The 21,251-nt window shown below is 39.7% G+C and carries 26 protein-coding genes and 1 riboswitch; of the genes, 14 read left to right on the forward strand and 12 right to left on the reverse strand.

Features of this window, described 5'->3' with window-relative positions; all coding sequences use genetic code 11:
• Nucleotides 1-98: 98 nt before the first annotated feature.
• Nucleotides 99-284: a DUF8096 family protein gene (locus ACFWE9_RS02990; protein WP_377355512.1), complete on the reverse strand. Its 186-nt coding sequence runs from the start codon at nucleotides 282-284 to the stop codon at nucleotides 99-101.
• Nucleotides 285-721: 437 nt separating this feature from the next.
• Here ACFWE9_RS02990 and ACFWE9_RS02995 point away from each other — a divergent pair, with 437 nt between their 5' ends.
• The 3 genes from ACFWE9_RS02995 to ACFWE9_RS03005 all read left to right on the forward strand — a co-directional run bounded on the left by ACFWE9_RS02995 (nucleotide 722) and on the right by ACFWE9_RS03005 (nucleotide 2,306).
• Nucleotides 722-1,204 (forward strand): DUF2975 domain-containing protein, encoded by a 483-nt coding sequence (locus tag ACFWE9_RS02995; protein WP_377355514.1) that lies wholly within the window; start codon nucleotides 722-724, stop codon nucleotides 1,202-1,204.
• 10 nt (nucleotides 1,205-1,214) lie between these two features.
• Nucleotides 1,215-1,436: a helix-turn-helix domain-containing protein gene (locus ACFWE9_RS03000; RefSeq protein ID WP_377355516.1), complete on the forward strand. Its 222-nt coding sequence runs from the start codon at nucleotides 1,215-1,217 to the stop codon at nucleotides 1,434-1,436.
• A gap of 78 nt (nucleotides 1,437-1,514) precedes the next feature.
• Nucleotides 1,515-2,306 carry a DUF817 domain-containing protein gene (locus ACFWE9_RS03005; RefSeq protein WP_377355518.1) on the forward strand — a complete coding sequence of 264 codons (792 nt, stop codon included), beginning with the start codon at nucleotides 1,515-1,517 and terminating at the stop codon, nucleotides 2,304-2,306.
• Between the two features lie 215 nt (nucleotides 2,307-2,521).
• On the opposite strand, the gene ACFWE9_RS03010 is transcribed toward ACFWE9_RS03005, so the two are convergent.
• From ACFWE9_RS03010 to ACFWE9_RS03020, 3 genes are all read right to left on the reverse strand, one after another.
• Nucleotides 2,522-2,836, reverse strand: coding sequence for a DMT family transporter (locus ACFWE9_RS03010; protein WP_230161041.1), 315 nt, complete (start codon nucleotides 2,834-2,836; stop codon nucleotides 2,522-2,524).
• Nucleotides 2,836-3,177: a DMT family transporter gene (locus ACFWE9_RS03015; protein ID WP_230161042.1), complete on the reverse strand. Its 342-nt coding sequence runs from the start codon at nucleotides 3,175-3,177 to the stop codon at nucleotides 2,836-2,838. The genes ACFWE9_RS03010 and ACFWE9_RS03015 overlap by 1 nt, the downstream gene beginning before the upstream one ends.
• Before the next feature lie 73 nt (nucleotides 3,178-3,250).
• A riboswitch (guanidine-I (ykkC/yxkD leader) is annotated at nucleotides 3,251-3,351 on the reverse strand.
• Between the two features lie 150 nt (nucleotides 3,352-3,501).
• A complete protein-coding gene (locus ACFWE9_RS03020) occupies nucleotides 3,502-4,497 on the reverse strand; it encodes a DMT family transporter (protein ID WP_377355551.1) in 996 nt (331 codons plus the stop codon).
• 522 nt (nucleotides 4,498-5,019) lie between these two features.
• On the opposite strand from ACFWE9_RS03020, the gene ACFWE9_RS03025 reads away from it, so the two are divergent.
• Complete coding sequence (locus tag ACFWE9_RS03025; protein ID WP_230161044.1) at nucleotides 5,020-5,304, forward strand: transition state genes transcriptional regulator AbrB; 285 nt, start codon at nucleotides 5,020-5,022, stop codon at nucleotides 5,302-5,304.
• Nucleotides 5,305-5,365: 61 nt separating this feature from the next.
• On the opposite strand, the gene ACFWE9_RS03030 is transcribed toward ACFWE9_RS03025, so the two are convergent.
• Nucleotides 5,366-5,803 (reverse strand): GNAT family N-acetyltransferase, encoded by a 438-nt coding sequence (locus ACFWE9_RS03030; RefSeq protein WP_377355521.1) that lies wholly within the window; start codon nucleotides 5,801-5,803, stop codon nucleotides 5,366-5,368.
• Nucleotides 5,804-5,985: 182 nt separating this feature from the next.
• Here ACFWE9_RS03030 and ACFWE9_RS03035 point away from each other — a divergent pair, with 182 nt between their 5' ends.
• Nucleotides 5,986-6,114, forward strand: coding sequence for a hypothetical protein (locus ACFWE9_RS03035; RefSeq protein WP_377355523.1), 129 nt, complete (start codon nucleotides 5,986-5,988; stop codon nucleotides 6,112-6,114).
• A 184-nt stretch (nucleotides 6,115-6,298) separates the two neighbouring features.
• Here the strand turns inward: ACFWE9_RS03035 and ACFWE9_RS03040 are convergent, their stop codons facing one another.
• From ACFWE9_RS03040 to ACFWE9_RS03050, 3 genes are read right to left on the reverse strand one after another with little or no spacing between them, the layout of a single operon-like run.
• Nucleotides 6,299-7,444, reverse strand: a complete 1,146-nt coding sequence (locus ACFWE9_RS03040; protein WP_377355525.1) for a Ger(x)C family spore germination protein — start codon at nucleotides 7,442-7,444, stop codon at nucleotides 6,299-6,301.
• A 4-nt stretch (nucleotides 7,445-7,448) separates the two neighbouring features.
• The gene (locus ACFWE9_RS03045) at nucleotides 7,449-8,933 is read right to left on the reverse strand and encodes a spore germination protein (RefSeq protein ID WP_377355527.1); all 1,485 of its coding nucleotides are present in this window, start codon (nucleotides 8,931-8,933) and stop codon (nucleotides 7,449-7,451) included.
• On the reverse strand, nucleotides 8,908-10,029 hold the full coding sequence (locus tag ACFWE9_RS03050) for a GerAB/ArcD/ProY family transporter (RefSeq protein WP_377355529.1): 1,122 nt from the start codon (nucleotides 10,027-10,029) through the stop codon (nucleotides 8,908-8,910). The genes ACFWE9_RS03045 and ACFWE9_RS03050 overlap by 26 nt, the downstream gene beginning before the upstream one ends.
• Before the next feature lie 455 nt (nucleotides 10,030-10,484).
• Between ACFWE9_RS03050 and ACFWE9_RS03055 the strand changes: the two genes are divergently transcribed.
• From ACFWE9_RS03055 to ACFWE9_RS03065, 3 genes are all read left to right on the forward strand, one after another.
• Nucleotides 10,485-11,003, forward strand: a complete 519-nt coding sequence (locus ACFWE9_RS03055) for a YfiT family bacillithiol transferase (protein ID WP_377355531.1) — start codon at nucleotides 10,485-10,487, stop codon at nucleotides 11,001-11,003.
• Nucleotides 11,004-11,093: 90 nt separating this feature from the next.
• Nucleotides 11,094-11,579, forward strand: a complete 486-nt coding sequence (locus ACFWE9_RS03060; protein WP_230161056.1) for an SRPBCC family protein — start codon at nucleotides 11,094-11,096, stop codon at nucleotides 11,577-11,579.
• A gap of 395 nt (nucleotides 11,580-11,974) precedes the next feature.
• Nucleotides 11,975-12,172 (forward strand): hypothetical protein, encoded by a 198-nt coding sequence (locus ACFWE9_RS03065; protein ID WP_230161058.1) that lies wholly within the window; start codon nucleotides 11,975-11,977, stop codon nucleotides 12,170-12,172.
• A 79-nt stretch (nucleotides 12,173-12,251) separates the two neighbouring features.
• Here the strand turns inward: ACFWE9_RS03065 and ACFWE9_RS03070 are convergent, their stop codons facing one another.
• Entirely contained in the window at nucleotides 12,252-12,647 is a 396-nt protein-coding gene (locus ACFWE9_RS03070; protein ID WP_377355533.1) for a winged helix-turn-helix transcriptional regulator, read from the reverse strand.
• A gap of 137 nt (nucleotides 12,648-12,784) precedes the next feature.
• On the opposite strand from ACFWE9_RS03070, the gene ACFWE9_RS03075 reads away from it, so the two are divergent.
• The 5 genes from ACFWE9_RS03075 (at nucleotide 12,785) to ACFWE9_RS03095 (ending at nucleotide 18,207) form a co-directional block, all read left to right on the forward strand.
• Nucleotides 12,785-13,303, forward strand: a complete 519-nt coding sequence (locus ACFWE9_RS03075; RefSeq protein WP_230161062.1) for a DJ-1/PfpI family protein — start codon at nucleotides 12,785-12,787, stop codon at nucleotides 13,301-13,303.
• A gap of 485 nt (nucleotides 13,304-13,788) precedes the next feature.
• Entirely contained in the window at nucleotides 13,789-14,655 is an 867-nt protein-coding gene (locus tag ACFWE9_RS03080; RefSeq protein WP_377355535.1) for a PDC sensor domain-containing protein, read from the forward strand.
• Nucleotides 14,652-15,866: a methyl-accepting chemotaxis protein gene (locus ACFWE9_RS03085; protein WP_230161068.1), complete on the forward strand. Its 1,215-nt coding sequence runs from the start codon at nucleotides 14,652-14,654 to the stop codon at nucleotides 15,864-15,866. Before ACFWE9_RS03080 ends, ACFWE9_RS03085 begins: the two co-directional genes overlap by 4 nt.
• A gap of 296 nt (nucleotides 15,867-16,162) precedes the next feature.
• Complete coding sequence (locus ACFWE9_RS03090) at nucleotides 16,163-17,518, forward strand: arsenic transporter (RefSeq protein ID WP_230161070.1); 1,356 nt, start codon at nucleotides 16,163-16,165, stop codon at nucleotides 17,516-17,518.
• A gap of 23 nt (nucleotides 17,519-17,541) precedes the next feature.
• Nucleotides 17,542-18,207 carry a DUF2642 domain-containing protein gene (locus ACFWE9_RS03095; RefSeq protein WP_230161072.1) on the forward strand — a complete coding sequence of 222 codons (666 nt, stop codon included), beginning with the start codon at nucleotides 17,542-17,544 and terminating at the stop codon, nucleotides 18,205-18,207.
• 51 nt (nucleotides 18,208-18,258) lie between these two features.
• Here ACFWE9_RS03095 and ACFWE9_RS03100 read toward each other — a convergent pair whose 3' ends face one another.
• Nucleotides 18,259-18,540 (reverse strand): HesB/IscA family protein, encoded by a 282-nt coding sequence (locus tag ACFWE9_RS03100; protein WP_377355552.1) that lies wholly within the window; start codon nucleotides 18,538-18,540, stop codon nucleotides 18,259-18,261.
• A 520-nt stretch (nucleotides 18,541-19,060) separates the two neighbouring features.
• Here ACFWE9_RS03100 and ACFWE9_RS03105 point away from each other — a divergent pair.
• Nucleotides 19,061-20,263, forward strand: a complete 1,203-nt coding sequence (locus tag ACFWE9_RS03105; RefSeq protein WP_290370628.1) for a C40 family peptidase — start codon at nucleotides 19,061-19,063, stop codon at nucleotides 20,261-20,263.
• A gap of 74 nt (nucleotides 20,264-20,337) precedes the next feature.
• On the opposite strand, the gene ACFWE9_RS03110 is transcribed toward ACFWE9_RS03105, so the two are convergent.
• Together ACFWE9_RS03110 and ACFWE9_RS03115 are read right to left on the reverse strand one after the other, a co-directional pair.
• Entirely contained in the window at nucleotides 20,338-20,967 is a 630-nt protein-coding gene (locus ACFWE9_RS03110; protein ID WP_230161074.1) for a poly-gamma-glutamate hydrolase family protein, read from the reverse strand.
• Nucleotides 20,968-21,055: 88 nt separating this feature from the next.
• The gene (locus ACFWE9_RS03115; RefSeq protein ID WP_230161076.1) at nucleotides 21,056-21,205 is read right to left on the reverse strand and encodes a CapE family protein; all 150 of its coding nucleotides are present in this window, start codon (nucleotides 21,203-21,205) and stop codon (nucleotides 21,056-21,058) included.
• Nucleotides 21,206-21,251: the final 46 nt, after the last annotated feature.

Below are 21,251 nucleotides of genomic sequence, written 5' to 3' on the forward strand. Positions count from 1 at the left end.
GCCCTCCAATGGGTGGCCTTTTTGTTTTATCATTGGAAGGTAACATGCAAATCTAAATCCGCCTTAGCGTTTTGGAATGAAGTGGGTCATGTACCAAACTAGATCGACTTCTTCATACCGCACCCTCTGCACTTACGAATATATACATAATCCTTTACCGAACTTTCGAACTGAGCCTTCCCGCAATTGTCACACCGTCCACTAACAATGTCAGGATGATCTTTGTAATCATAAATGATTGTGATGTCATATTCCTTTTTTTCTTCTGGAATTTCTTCGGACAAAGTAAAATCACCTTCACTAATTTATTTAACGTATGTATCATACCAAATATTCAGTTGAGGAGGTAGGTGGTTTGAAATAAAACGAGAATTTTTAGGATGCCTTTATTTTTCCTATGAAACATGTTTTAATCCGACCAAAAAAAACATTGAAACCTTTGAAAATCGAGGAAGAAGGATAAGGGCCGGATTGCTGGGGAGCAGAAGGGATTTTGAATACATGTTCTTTAAGTAACGGGACAGGTTGAACCTATAATAAATTGCATGTTTAAAGTTATCGAGCATTTCTTTGTAAGTGAGGAATGCTTTTTTTGTTTTTTTAAAATGAAAAGGATATTTCCTTAACAATAATAATATAATAAAAAACAACAATGTTTTATTGTAAAACGATAAAATATGTGTTAAATTCAAATTGATAAAAATTAAATGAGGTGCTTTTTATGAAACAAGTGTCAACGACCTTTTTAAAGATAGCTGTTATTCTTATTGGAATGCCAGTTCTTGCTTTGTGCATCTTTTTGGTGCCTGAGATAGCGAAGTTTGCAGCAGAATTGTATCCGGATATGGCTTATTTGAAATATCTCGTTTTAATCGATTTGTATGCATCGGCGATACCATTTTACTTTGCTCTATATCAAGCCTTTAAACTTTTAAGCTATATTGACAAGAACAAAGCGTTCTCGGAATTATCTGTAAGAGCTTTAAAGACTATAAAAAATTGTGCCATCACAATCAGTGGCTTGTATGTGGTAGGCATGCCGCTCTTTTACCTGATAGCGGAGATGGACGATGCCCCAGGTATCATATTAATCGGATTGGTCGTCATTTTTGCTTCAATGGTGATTGCAGTCTTTGCTGCTGTTCTTCAAAGGCTTTTAAAAGAGGCCATCGATATAAAATCAGAAAATGACTTAATAGTCTGAGGTGAATAACATGGCAATTATAATCAATATTGATGTGATGCTTGCTAAAAGGAAAATGAGTGTTACAGAACTTTCTGAGAGGGTTGGAATAACGATGGCTAACCTTTCCATATTGAAAAACGGCAAGGCAAAAGCGATTCGATTATCAACTTTAGAAGCGATTTGTAAGGCTTTAGAATGTCAACCTGGAGACATTTTAGAATACCGAAATGATGAAAGCACTGAAGATTAATAGTTGAACGGAAAAGAAAGATTTCATAAAAGGGGAGTTACTCATGAATTTAACCATTCAAAAGTGGAGGCACATATCATGAGAGCACTAAAACAACTCGTTCGTTTTGGTTGGGAGCAGGCCCTATCATGTTTGTTTCCTGTCGTTATTTTTGCCTCTTTGGCTTTTACAAAATTCATTCCGCTCCCCTTCCTACCACGGTATGACTGGCTGCTCATCATTTGCCTTCTGATGCAGTGGTGGATGGTGCGTTCTGGGCTTGAAACAAGGGATGAACTAAAGGTTATCACATTATTTCACCTTATTGGACTTGCTCTTGAACTTTTCAAAGTACATATGGGCTCCTGGACTTATCCAGAGGAAGGATATTTCAAAATTTTCGGAGTGCCATTATATAGCGGATTCATGTACGCAAGTGTAGCGAGTTATCTTTGCCAGGCGTGGAGGAGGTTAAAGGTTGAACTGGTTAAGTGGCCACCGTTTCTGGTCGTTGTACCTCTTGCCGCTGCGATTTATTTGAATTTTTTCATCCACCATTATTGGATCGATGTTCGTTGGTGGTTATCTGGACTTGTCATTATCGTCTTTTGGCAAGCATGGGTCACATACGAGGTTGCTGGTACTCGTTACCGTATGCCACTCGCCCTTTCTTTTGTGCTCATCGGATTTTTTATCTGGATAGCCGAAAATATCGCAACGTTCTTTAGAGCTTGGGAATACCCAAACCAAACCGAAGCTTGGAGTCTCGTTCATCTTGGAAAGGTAAGTTCATGGCTCTTATTAGTGATTGTTAGCTTTCTTATAGTAGCTACGCTAAAGCAGGTTAAGGGGAAAGATTCCACTGAGATGGATGCTAGTCAATTTTTATAAATGACTTCACGCTCGAAAAATTCGCCTAAGGCGGAAAAAATTCTTGCTAATTCAAGTTAATGAAAAGAAGACGGCACATAATGGACATATATATGTGTCGTCTTTGATTTTCTAAGCTTATATATAAAATAGGTCCAGGATTGTCCTTAATAGTGGTTTCATATTCCTTTTTTCTGGCATTTCTACAGACAAAGTAAAATCACTTTCACTCATTCCTATGAAACAAGTTTTAATCCCACTGCTGCGCCAAGCACCATGGCAATAAATACCACCCTTCGCCAATCTTTGGATTCCCCGTATAAGAGCATCCCGATAATCGCTCCGCCAGATGCGCCGATTCCTGTCCAGATTGCATAAGCCGTCCCCATCGGCAAGGTTTGCATGGCGTAAGCAAGAAATAGAAAACTTGCTCCAAATCCGATGAATAAAAGCAGCAGGGATTGCCAATTACGGTCTTTATGCAATTTATTTATCATCGCGACACCAAACATTTCAAATAATCCAGCTAAGATTAAAGAGATCCAAGCCATTAAGTTTCATCCCCTTCCTCAACCTTATCTTCAGTCACTAGTTTCAAGCCGATCACCCCTGATAATAAGAGGAGGATCAATAGCGTTTTGCTCAGCTTGAAAGATTCTCCAAAGAAAATGATTTCAGAAAAAACGGTGCCGGCCGTTCCCATACCTACAAAAACGGCATATACCGTTCCGACAGGAAGTTTTCGGCCAGCCATTATCATCATATAAAAACTGATGATGATGGAAATGACCGTTCCAGTCCAAGTCCAAAAGTCATCTGCATGCTTTAAGCCGATCACCCAAAAAACTTCAAAAAAAGCCGCAATGAATACTTTAACCCAGTTTGTGCTCATGAATTATCGCACCTCCGATTTTATTCTTTACCAAAAAAACAAAAAAAAGCCCAAGAGATAACCGTTAAACAGTTTCTCCCAGGCTTTTATCCTTCCGTGACACAGCATGCTGTGAGTTTTCTCTCGGACCAGACCAGCAATAAGACGCACTGCGGAACCCTAGAAAACCTTTGACATATACAATTACCTTTCATTATACATACTTTTTGAACTTACTCAAGGTAAAAGTTTTGCCAATGCCATGCCCATTTTTGCCTAATATCTGCATTGGTTCCGTAATGTTTCAGCCCCGAAATCTTATCCGGGGCTTTTTTAGCTTCCTATTTAGGCACTTGCCGTCCGTTTTCTGGATGAGCCTTCTTTTTTATGTGATGCATAGCTATGCAAGATCATTCCTATGATCACGATAAAGATGCCGAACCAAGATAAAGGAGAAGGGATCGGTAAAGATAGAAATAGTAATTCGCCAGCAAGGGCAAAAAGGACTTCCATCGATTGTGTCGCTTCAACGGAAGCTAATTTCTGCATATTTCCACTTACCAGATCGGTCGCCTTGAAAAAAAGGACCGTGGCAATGACACCAGAAAATAGTGCGACCAAAAGGGATTGAAAACTCTGCATCTTCGTCGGTGCCCCAACCGTAAAGAAACCATACAATGAAAGCAAAAACCAGAATGGCAAACTCGCCAAAGTCATTCCTAATACACGTTGGTAGGCATCTAAACGTCCTTCAGAAACTTCCATCATTTTGCGATTCCCCAAAGGGTATGCAAACGAGGCGATGATGATTGGAATCACTCCTAACAAGAGATTGGCCATTGAAATATGTTTGGTGTGTTCCAATTGCATCAGGATGATCCCAAGCAGAATGATCATGGACATGAGGAGGCCTTTCACGGAAACCCTCCCTCTTTGCCTTTCGATCCCATTTTTCGTTTGGGCATTTTCAAAAAATAGCGGGGCAAGTAAAGCGCCTGAAATGATCGTGATTTGCCAAGTGCCAGCGATTAGCCAGCCAGGAGAGTAGGCGGATGCAAAACATAAAGGAGCATAAAACAATCCAAATCCTACAAAACTCCAAAGCAACCAGGATCCCGGCCGTTCTCTCATCACACGTAAAAGGGGAAGCAGGTTTTTTCTGCTTAGAACGATACACAAAAGAAAAGGCACCATAAAGATATACCGCAACGAAGCACTCCATATCCAACTTCCACCAGACAACTCCATGGATTGATTTAATACGAACGTAAATGCAAAAAAGAAAGCAGAACAAATACCTAATATAATCGGACGCAATTGACTCACCTCTATCTGTTTTATGAGCCAGTAATTAGCCAAGACTCTTGAGTATGGCACGTTTCGGCTTTCTTATAGTAATAAATGATGTGAAAACATTGTTTATCCTATTCAAAAATGGGATCACGTTCCAATGCATGAATAGCAGAAGAATGAAATTTCTAAATATTATAATTGCCAATTTAAATTGTCCTTCAAATGCACAAGAAAATCAATAGGATTCTATTAGACCCGTAAATTTCCTTCTCCATCAATCGGCATGAGTAAGATTGATGATAGGTGAATACAGAATGGAAGCGAGTATATTAAAACAAGGGCAATACCAATAAAACCCATATAGAATGTCCAGGAACGCTGTTATGACGCGTTTTATGAAGGGGTTATTGATATTTAATATAAAAATCATATAGAGGTAGATAATATACGAAGATACGAGAATTGACGAATATGGTAGGGAGTGGTATCTTTATAGAAGTGCAAATAATGTCGAATGGTGACGAAATATATAGGTGAACATTCGAAAGAAAATTAGTGAGGTAATAGAATATGAAATCTACAGGTATAGTACGTAAAGTTGACGAATTAGGACGCGTAGTCATTCCAATAGAATTACGCCGTACATTAGGAATTAATGAGAAAGACGCTTTGGAGATTTATGTAGAACAAGAACGTATCATTCTTCAAAAATATAAACCAAACATGACTTGTCAGGTAACAGGTGAAACATCTGATGACAATATGAAACTTGTTGACGGTAAACTAATTCTTAGCGCTGAAGGTGCGGAACTTCTAATTAAAGAAATTCAAGCCAGCATGGAAACTGCTAAATAATTAATTTGCTAGATAAATAGCATCCAAGTGTAGGGAGACATTTTCCCTACACTTTTTTATATTAAATGGTGAAATGATAGAAATAATTCGATTCTCGGACGAAACCAATTTTTTCGTAAAGTTTTTGTGCGTTTACATTATCCTTACCTGTCTCGAGGGATACCCCTTTGGCACCTGTTTCTCGTGCGAAATTGATGGCTGCGTTCAATAACCCCTCGCCAAATCCTTTTTTGCGGGCAGACTCCTTCACGAATAAATCGTTCAGTATCCATGACCGCATCATGCTCACAGATGAAAATGTCGGATATAATTGGGCAAAACCAACAGGATGCCCTTCATCAAACCCCATGAAAACCACAGACTCTCCATTTGTCAGCCTTTCCCTTAAAAACTCCTTTGCACGATCATAATCAGATATTTGCTCATAAAACACTCTGTATAAATCAAAAAGTTCTGTCAGAGATTCGAGCTCATGTAATGTAGCCTTCTGAATGCTCATATGTAACCCTCCTAATTGTTGGAATACTCTTAATTTACCATTTATTTATACAATGTGACATGTCAGATTTTTTTTGCACGTCCCAATACTAAATAAAAAGCCAAAAAATTCAGGATGGAGCCAAGTCTGGCAACATCCTCTAAAGGCGTTACGTTAGCATTACTCGAGAGTTTAGTGTACTCGTGAGTTTGGAGCAAAAACTCGTGAGTTTGGAGCAAAAACTCGTGAGTTTGGAGCAAAAACTCGTGAGTTTGGAGCAAAAACTCGTGAGTTTGGATCAAATACTCGTGAAATTGGGCATTTACTCGTGAGTTTGGAGCAAATACTCGTGAGTTTGGATCAAATACTCGTGAAATTGGTGCATTTACTCGTGAGTTTGGAGCAAAAACTCGTGAGTTTGGAGCAAAAACTCGTGAATTGAGCATTACTCGAGAGAGTGAGCATTAAACTCATGAATTTGAACAACTGCTCGAGAATTCAGATAAACTCTCTTCATTAACGTAGTGGTTTAGCTTCTAAACCGCCGGTGTTCAGGATGTGTACCTTTACGTTAATATGATTAATTGAATCCTTGTCCAGGAAATCGTTCGGCTCTTTAATATGATTTTTTTGCCAGTATTTTGTATCTTTAATATAGAGGATTTTGCCTAAGCTTAAAGGATCTGCGTTCTTTTCAATCCCAGTCTTAAAGGTTGTTTGGATTTCTCTTTTTATTTCACTTTCGAATTTTCGTTTGATTGTTTCGATGTCCATTTGTGTATCAAGTCCTAGAATTTTACCATTTACGACGACTTCAATATCAAACTTGTACTTGCCATTCTTGAAAACAGGTCTTACTTTATGATACGGATGCGAGAAAGAAGCATAGATGTCTTGCTTGTTCAAGCTAATGGTTACGGGAGTTCTGTTGGTTCTTTTTGTGAGCCAGCGTACACCGCTCAATTCATTTTCCGAGAACCAGGGTTGGGACACTTTATAGTAAATGACAAAAGCACCATCCATATAAAGGCTTTTTCGGTTTTTATCTTTTTCTTTCCATACTTTATCGTTCCAAGTAATGGTAGGTAAGATGGTGGTTGATGATTTTTCCCGTTGATTTGAATAATACCTCTGGACCGTTATGGGGTGAATGAATGATCGGTTCCGATAGATATCTTCCGGTAAATATAATGTAGTGTATAAAGGTGACAAATTAAAATAACCATTTATGGAGAAAAGCTCATCCATGGAACTTTTTGTGCCAAAAATATTAGCTGAGTATCTAAGTAATTGGTTTCTATAAATATAATCGACTATTTCAGTGCTTTGTTGCTTCAACACATTTTCACTGATTACAAATGTGGAAACATGACCTATATAGAGAGCTTGTTGAGTATTTCGCATAAGTTGATTTACGGCGCTCGAGATGGAACGGCCTTTTTGTTTTCCTACATATACGGGGGGATTTTCAGTCGGCTTCGCTTCCGTTTTAGCTACAGCAGCGAAGTCGACTAGCTGCGCATAAACGATATATTCTCCATCTTTGTAGTCAATGCCTAGAGCAGTTATATAATGGAAGTCCTGTATCGTTTTTTCATCCCAGCAACCCGAAAGTAAAAGGAATAAAGGAATGATCAACAACATTTTATAGATGCGGAACATGATCTTACTGCCCCTTTCTTGTCTTATCATTGGCGGCCAAGGATCGCTTACTCATGGAATTCCATGGCCTCTTTATGAATGCATCCAGGATTTTTGTGAATCTAGGTGGTTTTGTTCCGCCAATATATGAAACCCCGAATGATTCAAGTCTGGATAATAAAGTGACAATCGAAAGTAAACCGATTATTAAGCCATAGATTCCGTATATGCAGCTGAGCAACAATACAAACATACGCAGGATGGTGACGGCGCCTGTTAGCGACTGGTTTACAAGCGTATAAGATGCGACAGAAGTTACTGCAGTAACCACAAGCATGGTTTGTGAGGTGAGCCCTGCCCTTATCGCGGCATCACCGACAATGAGACCGCCCACAACTGCAACTGTCTGCCCAACCGCTTTAGGTAACCTGACTCCGGATTCACGGAATAGTTCAAATAAAATGAGCATGAGAATGAATTCCATGGTGGCGGATAAGGGGAGACCGAGCCTTGAAAGGGTTATGGTGGCTAGTAACGGAAACGGTACCTGTTCAATGTTGAAAGCGGAAATGGATATCCAAAATCCTGGTAATAAAATGGTGATCCCAAGCCCCAAAAAACGAAGAAGTCGCTCAATGCTTACATATAAATAAGGAAGGTTCGAATCTTCTGCGGTTTTTATTTGAAGCAATAATGTAGAAGGAGCCACTATTATTGTTGGCATACCATCGACGATCAGGATAAATCTTCCTTGATTGAGCGCTTCCACTGCAAAATCAGGGCGACTCGTATAATGAGTGAGTGGAAATATACTGAATTTACTGTTTGAGATCAATTCCTCCAATTGTTGACTGCTAACCAATACATCAATATCGATGGAGTTAATTTTGGACCTTACATGTGTGACAAGTTCTTTATTAATGATGTCATCCATGTACATCAGTGCGACTTTCGTTTGACTGCGCCTGCCCACTATAAAGTCTTCATAGGCTAGCGATTTTGTTTTTAGACGCTTTCTGACTAAAGCTGTATTTATGGATAAGTCCTCGACAAACCCATCCCTTGGACCTCTTACGGAGACTTCGAAAGAAGATTCCTCAGGTTGCCTATTAGGAACATCTGACAAATTTATTGAAAATAGCTTTTGGGTGGACGGTATGAATAATAAGGCATTCCCCGAGAAAATCAGCTGCTGTACGCTAATGAATTCCCGATCGATCGTTACTTTCGTCAAATCTAACAGGGGGTTTAACTTGTTTATGGCTTTTTCCGCACCGATTTTCTCATCCAATTCCATCATTTTGTTTAACTTTTCCAAAATCCCTTCGTTCAATAAACTGATATCGGCCAAACCCGAGCAATAAAAGATAACGGCAGGAATGGGCCTTTCGGTTTCTCCGATATAGATTGTGTCAAATATGATATCTGAACTTGCACTAAATAACTCCCGAAATGTCTCCTCCCTCAATTCAGGCAGGGCTGGTTCATTTTTGGATCGTTTCATTCTCATGTTTTTTACCCTCCTTAGAACGAATGAAAGTGCCGATAAACAAGATGGTGGACAAAAGTAAAAGAAAATAAAAAGCACCAGGGTAATAAAAATTTTGACTTACATGCAAGAACTTGAAGTTACTGAATGGTACGATGGAAATGACTACCATAAGGAAACCAACTGAGAAAAGGATTCCGAGCTTCATATTGTTAGTTTTTCCTTTAAAGACTTCCGTGATTAAGAATAACGCTAGGGAAACACGGATATAGGCACCGGCAAGCCATTGATAAATGGAAAAGAAATCTGTATGCTCGATATATTTACCAATCGTAAGCAGCCGCCATTGTTCATAAGAGGGGTACCTCATGGCTTCGCCTAAGGTCGGCCCGAACTCAGCAATAGCACCCGTTAATGGGCCAAGAAGCAGAAACACTAAACCGAGACATAAGAAAACTAAAACTTTGCGACTGAGTGTATCCGATAGTTTTTCCTGAAAAAAGGCTAGTAAAATCAGTTCGGCTAATCCATATCCACAATACTGGAAGGCTTTTATGCCATGAAAATAACCATTTTCAAAAAGAGGCAGAAGGTGGCTATAGTCTTTAGTCGGAATATTTCCAGTCGCAACAAAAATGCCAAGAATAACGACAACGGGCAATAATATAGAAGAACTAATGGCGATGGAGCGCATGCCAGAATGGGCCAGGAATATGCATAGCAGGGTAAACGGAATGATAATGGCTAAACTTGGGGTCTCAAAAAGAAAACTTGTAGTGATCCAATCAATCGTTTCCTTGGTGGTGGCCAATACAAGGCTTATTAGATAGATCACAATACAAAATAAAACGATATTTTTAATAGGTTTTCCAAATCTATTTTCAAGCCAATGGTTCAGTGATTCATTATTCATATTCTTGATTATCCGAGATAATAGGCAGACCCAAATTGGTATCAGCAAAATAGAAAGGAGTGAGAAAAACCAAGAATCCCTTCCGCCGGTAGAAAGAAGGAAAGGGATCAAAATAACATGATTAAGAAGGCCAATGGATAAAAAGAAAATACTTAAGGTTTGTATCGAACTAATTTTTTTCAAGGTTCCTATCCCCATTTCCATTGTTGAATGCTTTGTTTAAAAGATACTGATGAACATACATTCATTTGTTTATGGTTGCTAAATGAGGAAATAGTATACGTTATAATGAAATGGAATAATATTCCTGCTAATGAATTCTTGGTACTTTGATTTTAAGGAGCTTACGTTCTGGGGAAATCGCCATCGGCCGAACCGAAGGAAGTATCTGATTCGGGGTATAGGTTCAAGAAACGGGTCTTCAGGGATCGCACAGTTGAAGAAACATATCCAGAGGGGTGTGCTACATAAACGAAAGCATTTAAAAAGGAAAGTGCATATTACATTCGGGCTAGCCATTGTCAGAACTTCAATGTAAAATGCGATTTGATCAAATTTAGGATTGCGATAGCCAAGAATTGCGGGTCTAAAGGATTTATCAGCCACTATAAAGAATGTAATATAGGTGCTATTTTTATTGAACACAAGGGGGAATGAAGATGGATTTAAGATACCCAATTGGAAAGTTTCAGTTTGACGGTGAAATAACTAGTGGTGTAGCCGAGGGGTGGATCAACGAGATTGAAACTTTGCCTGGGATGCTGCGGGAAGCGGTAAGTAACATGGATGATGAACAGCATGATACAGCTTATCGTCCTGGAGGATGGACGGTCCGCCAAGTGGTGCATCATGTTGCCGATAGCCATATGAATGCGTATATTCGCTTCAAATTGGCCCTTACGGAGGAAAGCCCAGTCATTAAACCGTACGAGGAGGGGCAATGGGCAGAGCTGCCTGATTATGATTTGCCGATTGAAATTTCTCTATCCCTTCTTGAAAGTGTACATATCCGCTTGTGTAAACTTTTATCGGGCCTTCATGCAGACGACCTGAGCCGAACATTCATCCATCCTGATTCAGGAGAGGTGACTGTCGGTAAAAACATAGGCATTTATGCGTGGCATGGCCGCCATCATCTTGCGCATATTACTTCTTTAGCCAAGCGTCAGGGATGGTAAAAATGAGGGGAAAGCAGTGAATTTGATTCGACCGTTTTTTTATGATAAAAGTCATATCCATGTGAACGAATAGAATGAGGAGGAATTTAAATGCAAGCTGTAATCGAAAAAGAAGGTAATGGGATTATCGCAAGATTCGATCGCCTGCTTAATCATTCGGTGGAAAAAGTATGGGGTGTTTTGACGGAGAATGATAAGGTGGAAAAATGGATGTCCAACCTGGAAATGAAGGACCTCCGAAAAGAAGGGACCATCCTATTCAATATGAATGATGGGTCAGGGGAATCTTTTGAAATGAAAATCAGGGATTTCCGGGAATTTGCCGTTTTAGATTTTGAATGGGGGGACGGCTGGGTTCGTTTCGAGGTATCCCCTGAAAAGGACGGAAGCTCATTAGTATTGAAAGAATCCATCACGCCAGTTAATGATCATACAGCAAAAGATTTGGCAGGCTGGCATGTTTGCCTTGATATGTTGAGTGATTTACTTGATGGTCATCATCAGGACTTTCCAATGGATGAATGGGAAAAATGGCATAAGGAATATACGGCCGCCGTCAAACGAATTGATGCATGAAATGTGAGAATGCATACGTTTGAAAACAATTCCCGAGCCTTGTGACTTTAGATACGTGTGAAAAGTGGTATGAAACCCGATTTTAATGACCCAATAGTTTAACTAATCCATTTATTCTAAACACAGGCAAATAGCTTGTGTTTTTTTGCATTCAGAAAAAATAGTTAAATTGAATCGGGTGTTTGCTGGAAAGCCGATGCAGAAACCCAAGTGATGTTACAGTAAACGCCATGAGAAATTGAGCGGTTAACCCAATGACTTGTCCATTTCTTCATGAAGTGTCGGGTATAATGAGATTGGATAGGGCGGCTTCAGTTATCAGATTGTAAGGGGCGTATCAGGAACATCAAATGAAACCTGCATAAGACATCAATAGAATGCTTAAGGAGGATAACATGGATTTTTTGGGGAAAGTATTTAATTGGATGGTAATAATCGGATTGATTCTATTATTGGGACGAATCGTTACGGAGGTGTTTTTATTTATGGACATTCCGTTCCCCCCCTTTTTTAAAGACTACAGTGTCATTTCGATCATCGTATTAATAATAGGTGCAATTGGTCAGCATTACACCAAGCCAGATAAAAAATGAAATATCGTTTTTCAATAGAACTGGTCAGCTTCGAAATAAACAGACCGACATATCATCATTGTCGGTCCGTTTTTATACCTTATTTATTCAAATCATTTTCACTTGCATGCATTTCTTGTTTGATTTCATTCATTCTGGTTTTTCCCCACTCATACATCATTTCAACGATTGGGAGCAAGGTCATGCCAAGTTCGGTCATGGAATATTCGACTTTTGGAGGGACTTCAGGATAAACTTCCCGGTGAACGATGCCATCTTCCATAAGTTCCCGCAATTGATTCGTTAAGATTTTATGTGATATTTTTGGGAAAAGTCTTTGAAGGTCACTGAATCGGTGTGTACCTTCAACACCTAAATGCCATAAAATGACGATTTTCCATTTGCTGCTAAATGTGGATAACGTAAGCTCTTTTTCGCAATTATAATGGCCGTTTAAGATCTTTTCTTTGATTTCATCTCTTAATGTTTCTGACATGGACTTTAACTCCTTTTTTATTTAACAGTAACCTCTAGGTAACCTCCGCACATTAAAGTGCGTTCTTCCCGGCGCTGAAAAGCAGCGATACAATATGAATAGTCATACAGACAATTGAATTTTAGGAGGCAATTTATATGAGTAAAAAAGCTTTACTAATTATACCACCAGAACGTTTTAATGAAGATGAATTATTTCAGCCTAAAGAAGTTTTGGAAAATGCAGGAGTGGAAGTAACGATAGCGAGTACGAAAACAGGAGAAATTACTGGTGACTATCAAGGAAAGGCAATGGCTGAAGTGATCTTTTCTGACGTTTCAGTCAGTGATTTTGATGCAGTGGCCGTAATTGGAGGATCCGGTACGAACGATCATCTATGGGGTAACCTGGAATTACAAAGCTATTTGAAACGAGCTCATGAGCAAAAAGTCCTTGTAACGGGTATATGTGCAGGATCTGTAACTGTAGCGAAAACAGGTTTGCTTTCTGGCCGAAAAGCTGCTTGTTACCCAGTTGATGTTCAAATTGACGAATTGAAAGCTAATTCCGTTGAATATGTTGAACAGCATGTCGTTGCACAAGATGATATAATCACTGGTGATGGACCGGATGGCGCCAAAGAATTCGGAGAAAGCTTAGCCGCAGCATTACGCTAATTCTTGCATTAAACCTATTATTACCCAAGTGAAACCCTTGATTCTAAAGAATCCAAGGGTTTTTTTTTGAATTCATCAATGCTATCCACTTTTCGGATTTTATAACCGTCGATTTTGAACAATAGAGTCATTTTTGGTTGAAGTCTGCAAAAATAATTGTAAAAGAATCATGAAAATATGGAAAATGATCAGAGGAATTTAACCCTATAGATAAAGGTATTTGGCTAGAAAATGCCTTAAATATAGGCGATTTAAACATCGTTTGGAATACGAACGGTGTTTTTTATGTGTGAGCACACCTTAGGGCCTATGCGTTTTATCTTTATTTGTAATTGACAATGGTAAAATAGGTATATAGTATGTTTATGTGGAAAAATAAAGTAAGTGACCTTAATTAAGGAAGGATCCATTTTGGCATAGATTAAATCTTTGTTATCAAACAGGGAAGCAGAAGCTTCCGCAGCAAATAAAGGGGGAAATTATTAATGGGAAGTTCAGTGGCTGACAAGAAAGAAAAAGTAAAAAGAAGGATATCGATCCGGGTAAAATGGCTATTGTTTATATGTACATCCGTTTTTCTCGCTATAGTCGTTTCCGTTTCGATAATGGGGGTGAAGGTAACTTCCATCTTTAAGGATGATAGTATATCCCTCAACAAAAGCTCGGCACAAAATGCAGCGGCACAAATCAATTTGAGCATGGCCACATATGAAAACTCGCTTGAGCAATTATCCCAGCTAATCTCCAATCAGATAAAGAATGGAGATTCAATCAAAGATATCCAACAAACGTTAAAGGCATTTCAAACGAACAATGAAAATTTAATTTCGGTTTATTATATGGATGGATCGGATGGTTCCTTATATGCTTCGCCCCATATGGATTTCAATCAGGATGCCCGGGAGACCAAAACTTATACACAGCTAACAGAAAAACCAGAAACGAAATGGATGGACGTGTATAAGGATAGTGTTTCAGGGACGATCATGACTTCCGTAGTCACTCCCGTTTTATCAGACGGAAAAATGGCAGGTGCCCTCGGTTATGATATTGACCTCTCGACAATTGGAAATATGAGGGCCAGTATCGAAAAAGATTCTACTAGTCATTTGGTAGTCTTGGATTCTCAAGGTTTTATCGTGAGTTCCTTCATGAAAGATATGGATGGAAAGAATATGAACCCTGAAACAAGCGGAAAGGAAGAGGGGGTGGAGGATTTCATTTCCGATACTGCCCGATTCAATTCTGAGTTCAAGTGGGTGGCCGACATTTATAATGGAGCTGCTGAGACAAGTCAATCCTTGAAGTTGGATAATGAAGAGTATACAGGTGAATGGGGGTTCCTGAAGTGAACTGGAAAGTGCTGGCGCTCACCCCAGACAAAATACTGCAATCCAAGCTGGATGATATTAATGGAATCGTATTGATATCAGGTATTTTAGGTCTCTTATTTGGTACGATTTGTGCCCTTTATCTTGCAGGAAAGTTAACGAAAATCATGGCCGACTTCAAAAAAATCATAGAAAAGACGGCGAGCGGGGATTTAGTAACCGAATTTGCCATTAAATCAAATGATGAAATTGGGGACTTAAGCAAAAGCTATAACTCGATGCTGGGGAAATTAAGGGGATTGGTTGCCAAGGTAAACACCAACGCGGAATCCGTAACACATGCCAATGCCGGACTAAGCCAAATAGCTGCTGAAAATAGTGCCGCCATTACGGATGTTTCACGCGCGATAGAAGAGATTGCGGCTGGCGCATCGAATCAATCTGAACAAGTGGAACATGGGGCAAGTACCATTCAGGTACTAAGTGAAGAAATCGATGGGTTATCACAACAATCCAGAGAGACCCAATCCGTTTTGGAGCAGGCTTCTGAAAAAATAGAATCAGGGAAACAGCAGGTCAGTGGCCTGGAAACATCGTATCAGAAATTGGAGTTGGCGTTTACGGAAGTCACTAGCATGAGCTTGAAACTTGTAGAAAAATCAAAAACCATTTCCGATGTCACGAATGCCATATCGAAAATATCAGAACAAACCAATTTGTTATCTTTGAATGCATCGATAGAAGCGGCAAGGGCAGGTGAGTCCGGCAAAGGGTTTGCTGTTGTAGCGAATGAAGTGCGGAGCTTGGCTGATGATTCAAAGGAAGCTACAAAAAATATTCAAGCAATCATCCAAAGCATTCTGCAAGATACAGAGGAACTGTTAAAAACGACCAAAGAAACGAATCAAATCAGCAAGGATCAGAAAAATGCCGTAATCACGGTTAGTGAAGCCATGAAAGAGCTGGAGGACTCCGTTGGGAGGATATCCAATTCGATAACTGAAGAAACACGATCCATTGAAAGCATCAATCAACAAAAAGAAACGGTAGTTAAAGTGATAGAAGAAATAACCGCCGTATCTCAGCAAACAACGGCTTCGTCAGAAGAAATTGCATCATCGATGGAGGAACAAGCTGCTTCATCCAATGAACTTGCGCAATATACGCTGCAGCTTACACAGTTAATAAATGATTTGGAAAATACGCTGGGGGAATTCCAGATAAAGAATTAGAGTAACGAATATACGCTTTTTTGCAAAAGGGGATGCCACTAAAGTGGTTTCCTCTTTTTTTGTATTGGGAGTTCATTGTACGGTGCAACGGACGCCATTTTATCATTTAATAGGCACTTAACCATGCTTATTGGCAATGCGCATCTCTCCTTAGGGGACATTTTCACTAGAAGGACAAAGGTACAATTTAGAAAGTCTGGGCAAGTATCCCGTGCTTTTTTTACAAAAGGGAATATATATATAGCAATCGGACAAGTAGGGTCCAATGTCTCAAGGCCCAAAAAGGGGAGAACAACATGAATTTCGAGATTGGAATGACTATTTTTGTGTTCGTGATGACAATGATAGTTATATTATGGAGGCCAGGAGGTTTAAATGAAGCATGGCCAGCTTCAATTGGTGCAGGAATCATTTTACTGACTGGTACAGTATCCCATAGTGATATTTGGGATATCATCAACAAAATCGGTGGAGCATCGATCACCATCATGGCAACGATAGTGATGGCAGTCATCTTGGAAAGCTTCGGTTTTTTTCACTGGGCGGCTGCAAGACTATCCATCCTGGCTAAAGGATCTGGATACCGCCTATATTGGTACATTCAATTATTATGCTTTTTAATGACCCTGTTATTCAATAACGACGGCAGCATCATGATTACTACACCCATCTTGATCTTGCTTCTGAAAAACCTCAGATTGAAGCCGCATCAAGCCATCCCGTATCTTTTGAGTGGAGCGTTGATTGCGACTGCTTCCAGCGCGCCAATTGGCGTGAGTAACATCGTTAATTTAATCGCATTGCAAATTGTGCATATGACGCTTTATATGCATACTGCCATGATGTTTGTCCCCGCAACTCTGGGGTTGATCTTTATGTCATGGTTGATGTTCGTTGTGGTCAAGAAAAAATTGCCCAAGAAATTACCGGAAATCTCTTATGACATAGAGGAAAGTTTCTTCACTAAGAATTTCCACCCCTTAAAGGGGAAAATGACGGTTGAAACAAAAAAGCAACGCACTGGATTCATGTTGAAAGTATTACTCTATGTGTTCGTGGTGCGCTGTTTACTCTTTGTCGCTTCTTATCTTTCCATTCCGATCGAATGGGTTGCAGTACTAGGATCTTTATCCTTGCTGGTCTGGAGATGGTATCATTTACGGACCAATCCTGTCGATATTTTAAAAAAGACCCCTTGGAAAATCCTGATATTCGCATTCTCCATGTATGTCATCATTTATGGTCTCCATAATGTGGGGCTTACAGCCGTGCTCGTAGAGATATGTGAACCGATTGTAAACCGAGGGTTACTGAGTGCAAGTTTTATCATGGGAGGATTAGTTTCGATTTTATCAAACATCTTCAACAATCATCCAGCGCTAATGATAGGTACCATTACCTTAACTGAGATGGGACTTGATCCCATCACCTTAAAAACCATTTACCTCGCTAATATAATCGGTAGTGACATGGGATCATTGTTATTGCCCATCGGTACTCTTGCCTCACTGATCTGGATGCATATCCTGAAACAAAATAAAATGAAAATAAAGTGGAAAGATTATTTAAGCGTTTCCCTGATAGTCATACCAATATCAACAGTGGTGACGCTGCTCTTATTGTTCTATTGGGTGCATATGATTTTTAACTGATTAACCCCTAGGAGGAGATAGTAATGAGTGATGCAGTTGCATTACTGGGTAAACAGATTGATGTTCAACTCTCTGGAAAAAAAACGTTCAAAGGAATTCTAACTGATCTGAGTACGGATATTCTGGTATTGTTCAATGGACAGCAGTTTTTATACTTTCCAATGCTGCATGTCCAAAGTTTCAATCTAAGTTCTGAGATCGATGACGATATCAGATATCCTATAGAGTCCCCCATGATGGAAGAGATGGCTTCCATTTCCTATCGAAAAGCGCTGATGAATGCAAAAGGATTTTTTTTAGAACTCCATGTTGCGGGACAGGCCCCTATACATGGTTATATCACCAATGTTTTAAATGATTACATTGCCTTCTACTCGCCAGTATATAAAACGATGTATATATCGCTGCATCACCTTAAATGGCTTACTCCATATAATCAAAATGCCACGCCCTATACCCTCAATAGTGAGAGTTTTCCCGTCAATCCTTCACAAGGGCCCATGGTTCGTTCCTTGGAAGAACAATTAAAGAGAAATGTAGGAAAGCTTGTCGTTTTTGATGGGGGAGAGGACCCCATGAAGATTGGAGTGCTTAAAGAGGTTGAAAACAATTTAGTGGAGTTAACGACAGCTGGCGGGGATCAAATGTTTTTGAAGCTTACACATATTAAAACCGTGTATATGCCATAGATTCATAGAAAAAGGGGAGAGCCATTTAAGCTTTCCCCCTTTTTTCGTCTATTAGATGATGGGGGATACCAACGGATTCGGGTTTCTGATTATAAATCCATCGCCTTCGAAATCAATCTCCGTCAGATCTGTAAAATGGGAGTCCGATGGATCGATTAAAATTTTAATATCGTGTAAAACGAGCACTTCCTCTTGCTCCTTTTTAGTTCGTGACAGGGTTAATGAGTAGTTCATCTGGTTACAACATGGTCTGTTTACACCAAATCTCAAATACGTTTCCTCTTCTAAGTTTTGTTGCATGTCCTTAATTACCTGCTGGGCTTTACTAGTCATTTTTATCAAGATGATCACTCCATTATCGTTGGGCCCTGACAAAAAGAGCGAGCCGCATATGTACCACTTTATCATGACCGAGGTCAAAACCGTAAGGACATCCAGCATTTAGAGATGGGGATCATTGGTCGTGGGATCTCTCATGTAACTTATTGAGCTGATCCATATTCCTCTTCGCATTCTTCCATTTTCTACGCATATCCACTATCCTAATTATTCTTTTTCCGAGGGAAGGGGAACAGTTGAAAAGCTACCATTTTTTTAGTGGAAAACAAAAAGTGGGTACAATGGGGTATTTCGGGTCGTTTTATTGAGGGGGAATAATGATCTTTTATAGAAAAATAGGTTAAAAGTTTAAAATGATTCACCGATATTACTGGTGATGGTAAGTATTTAGACATGGTCATTTGTTGTTTTTTAGTATAAAGGAAGGGCATGAAAGCTTGTTGGGCTTTCGTATGATGGAGTGTTTTGACTGGGAAATGGTAGAAAAGAGTTTCAGTATAAAGGAAGGGTTAAAATGTTTAAAGGAAGATTATGCAGTATGGCACTTTTATTAGTATTCATGGTTAGTTTCACTTCATTACCTGGCTTAAAGGTCGAGGCGGCAGATCGTTTGCATACTGTAACTACTGGCGATACGGTAGAATCGATTGCCAAGACTTATAATATATCGTCCTGGCAATTGATGAAAACGAATGGTTTACCCGATGGAAAGTTATATGTAGGCCAGAAGTTAACGATCACTCAAAATGCCTATACTCCTTCCGTCTACCAGTGGTCGGAGAGAGGAAAACAAATTGCGAACTATGCCAAATCTTTTATAGGATTTAAAAAGACTGCTGGAGAAGAGACGCCAGCAACAGGGTTCGATTCCAGCGGATTGATCCATTGGGTGCTTTCCCAGCAAAATGTACCCATCGACCGTTTGACAGTGGATGGGTTTTATAAGCAAGGGATGGATACAGCCACTCCGAAAACCGGAGATATTATATTCTTCTTGGAAAGGGACAGTTCAAAAGTCGTGACTGCAGGTATCTATCTCGGCAATGACCAATTTGTCAATGCTGGATATGGTGCAGAAACGGTTCGGGTGAGGTCTAGCACAGAAAACTACTATGAAAAATACCAAATTGCCTATAAAACATACACTCCTAAAGGAGAGCATATTGTCCAAAACGGGGAAACGCTAAAAAGCATTGCGGAAAAATACAATATATCCATAAATACGATTAAAAGTCGTAATGCCCTGCCGACAGATGACTTGATGAAAGGACAGTATCTTCAGCTTTACAGCAACCCTTTGTATCCGTTCTATGTAAACCAAGAAGCTTCTTATGATAAAGCTTATGATGTCATTAAGTACGCCTATACACTAAGAGGGTTCACCTATGTTTTCGGGGAAGATGATCCGATGATTGGCATGGATTGCAGCGGATTCATCTATTGGGTCATGAAGGAGCAGGGACTTTCAGTAAAACGCGGTTCCGCAGCGAACTACTTCTCATTGCTCCCGACAATTGAAAATCCAAAGGCAGGGGATTTAGTGTTCTTTAGGGATACAGGTTCAAGAATAGGTGTGACCCACGTAGGCATATATCTAGGCGATGGCCGTTTTCTCCATACAACGGAAAAAGCTGGCGTTCATACCTCCAACCTTGGGTCGGAATATTTTGCCGAGAAGTTCGAAAGCTTCGGACAAGTCAAAAACCTTATGAACTAAAAAGAATGGGTATAAGTCAACTTGGCTGTTTCTGGCGTCCTTTTGTAAAAAAAAGATCGAAGAACGTAGGAAGTTCATTCATGCTGTTTATATTTCAAAGTCGCTTTTTCAAGGGCGCGAACGAAACGGTGAAAAAGATCCGATCGATTGACCCTGTTTTTACTGGTAAAGTCATCATCTTTGAACAGGCTTTTTCTAAGCTTAGTGGAAAGTTCCAATTGAACGCCTGCACTCATTTTACATTTGTTTGTGATATTGTTTTCATTCATGCCTGAAAGGTGCTGTGGCGCATACTCAGCTTGAAATCCAGCTTCATTCAGGGAATGTAAAATCAAGTTCTTATAGGTTTCATTTCTCCCGCCGATGTAAACGAGCACGTTATGTACGTCGCAGTGTCCATGAATGGAGAGGTTTGTCCGTGAGTCCGCAGCCATTGAAACCCCTATGGGTTCATTGAACAAGTTGGATGTTATATGGAGGACTTTGTTACGGCTTGGTTTCAGACCTTCGAAAAGATAGGTGCTGGCACCAAGCCTTTCTCCAATGGCGGCAGCAATTTCACCAGTACCTGGTTCGATATTCCCGCCATGTATAGCCAGGACCGCAATATCCGGGTTCCTGTGGTAAACAGTGATGCGGTAATCGAAGGATTCCTGTTCTTTTTGCTGAAGCTCGGCATAATTGGTATAGCTATTTTCGTTCATCGTTTTCCCCCCGTATCTGTACCTTATTTACCCATACCATACCCGTCGAGAGCAAAAATAAAAAAAGCGGGGGTTGCCCCTGCTTTTTTTATTCTTCGATAGTCGTATATTGTTCTATTTTCTTTTGCTCATCGGATGATAAAGTTTCGGTCCGCTTAAACATATTCATGGTCACAAGCATGGCTGCTATAAGAATAACAGGTAAAACCCAGCTTGTGATTTTTTTTACAATATCCATATTCTCATCCCCTTATGCATCGCTAAAAGTTCAAATGATATTTGAA

It is taken from the genome of Peribacillus sp. NPDC060253 (assembly GCF_042727425.1).
Taxonomy (GTDB): Bacteria; Bacillota; Bacilli; order Bacillales; family DSM-1321; genus Peribacillus.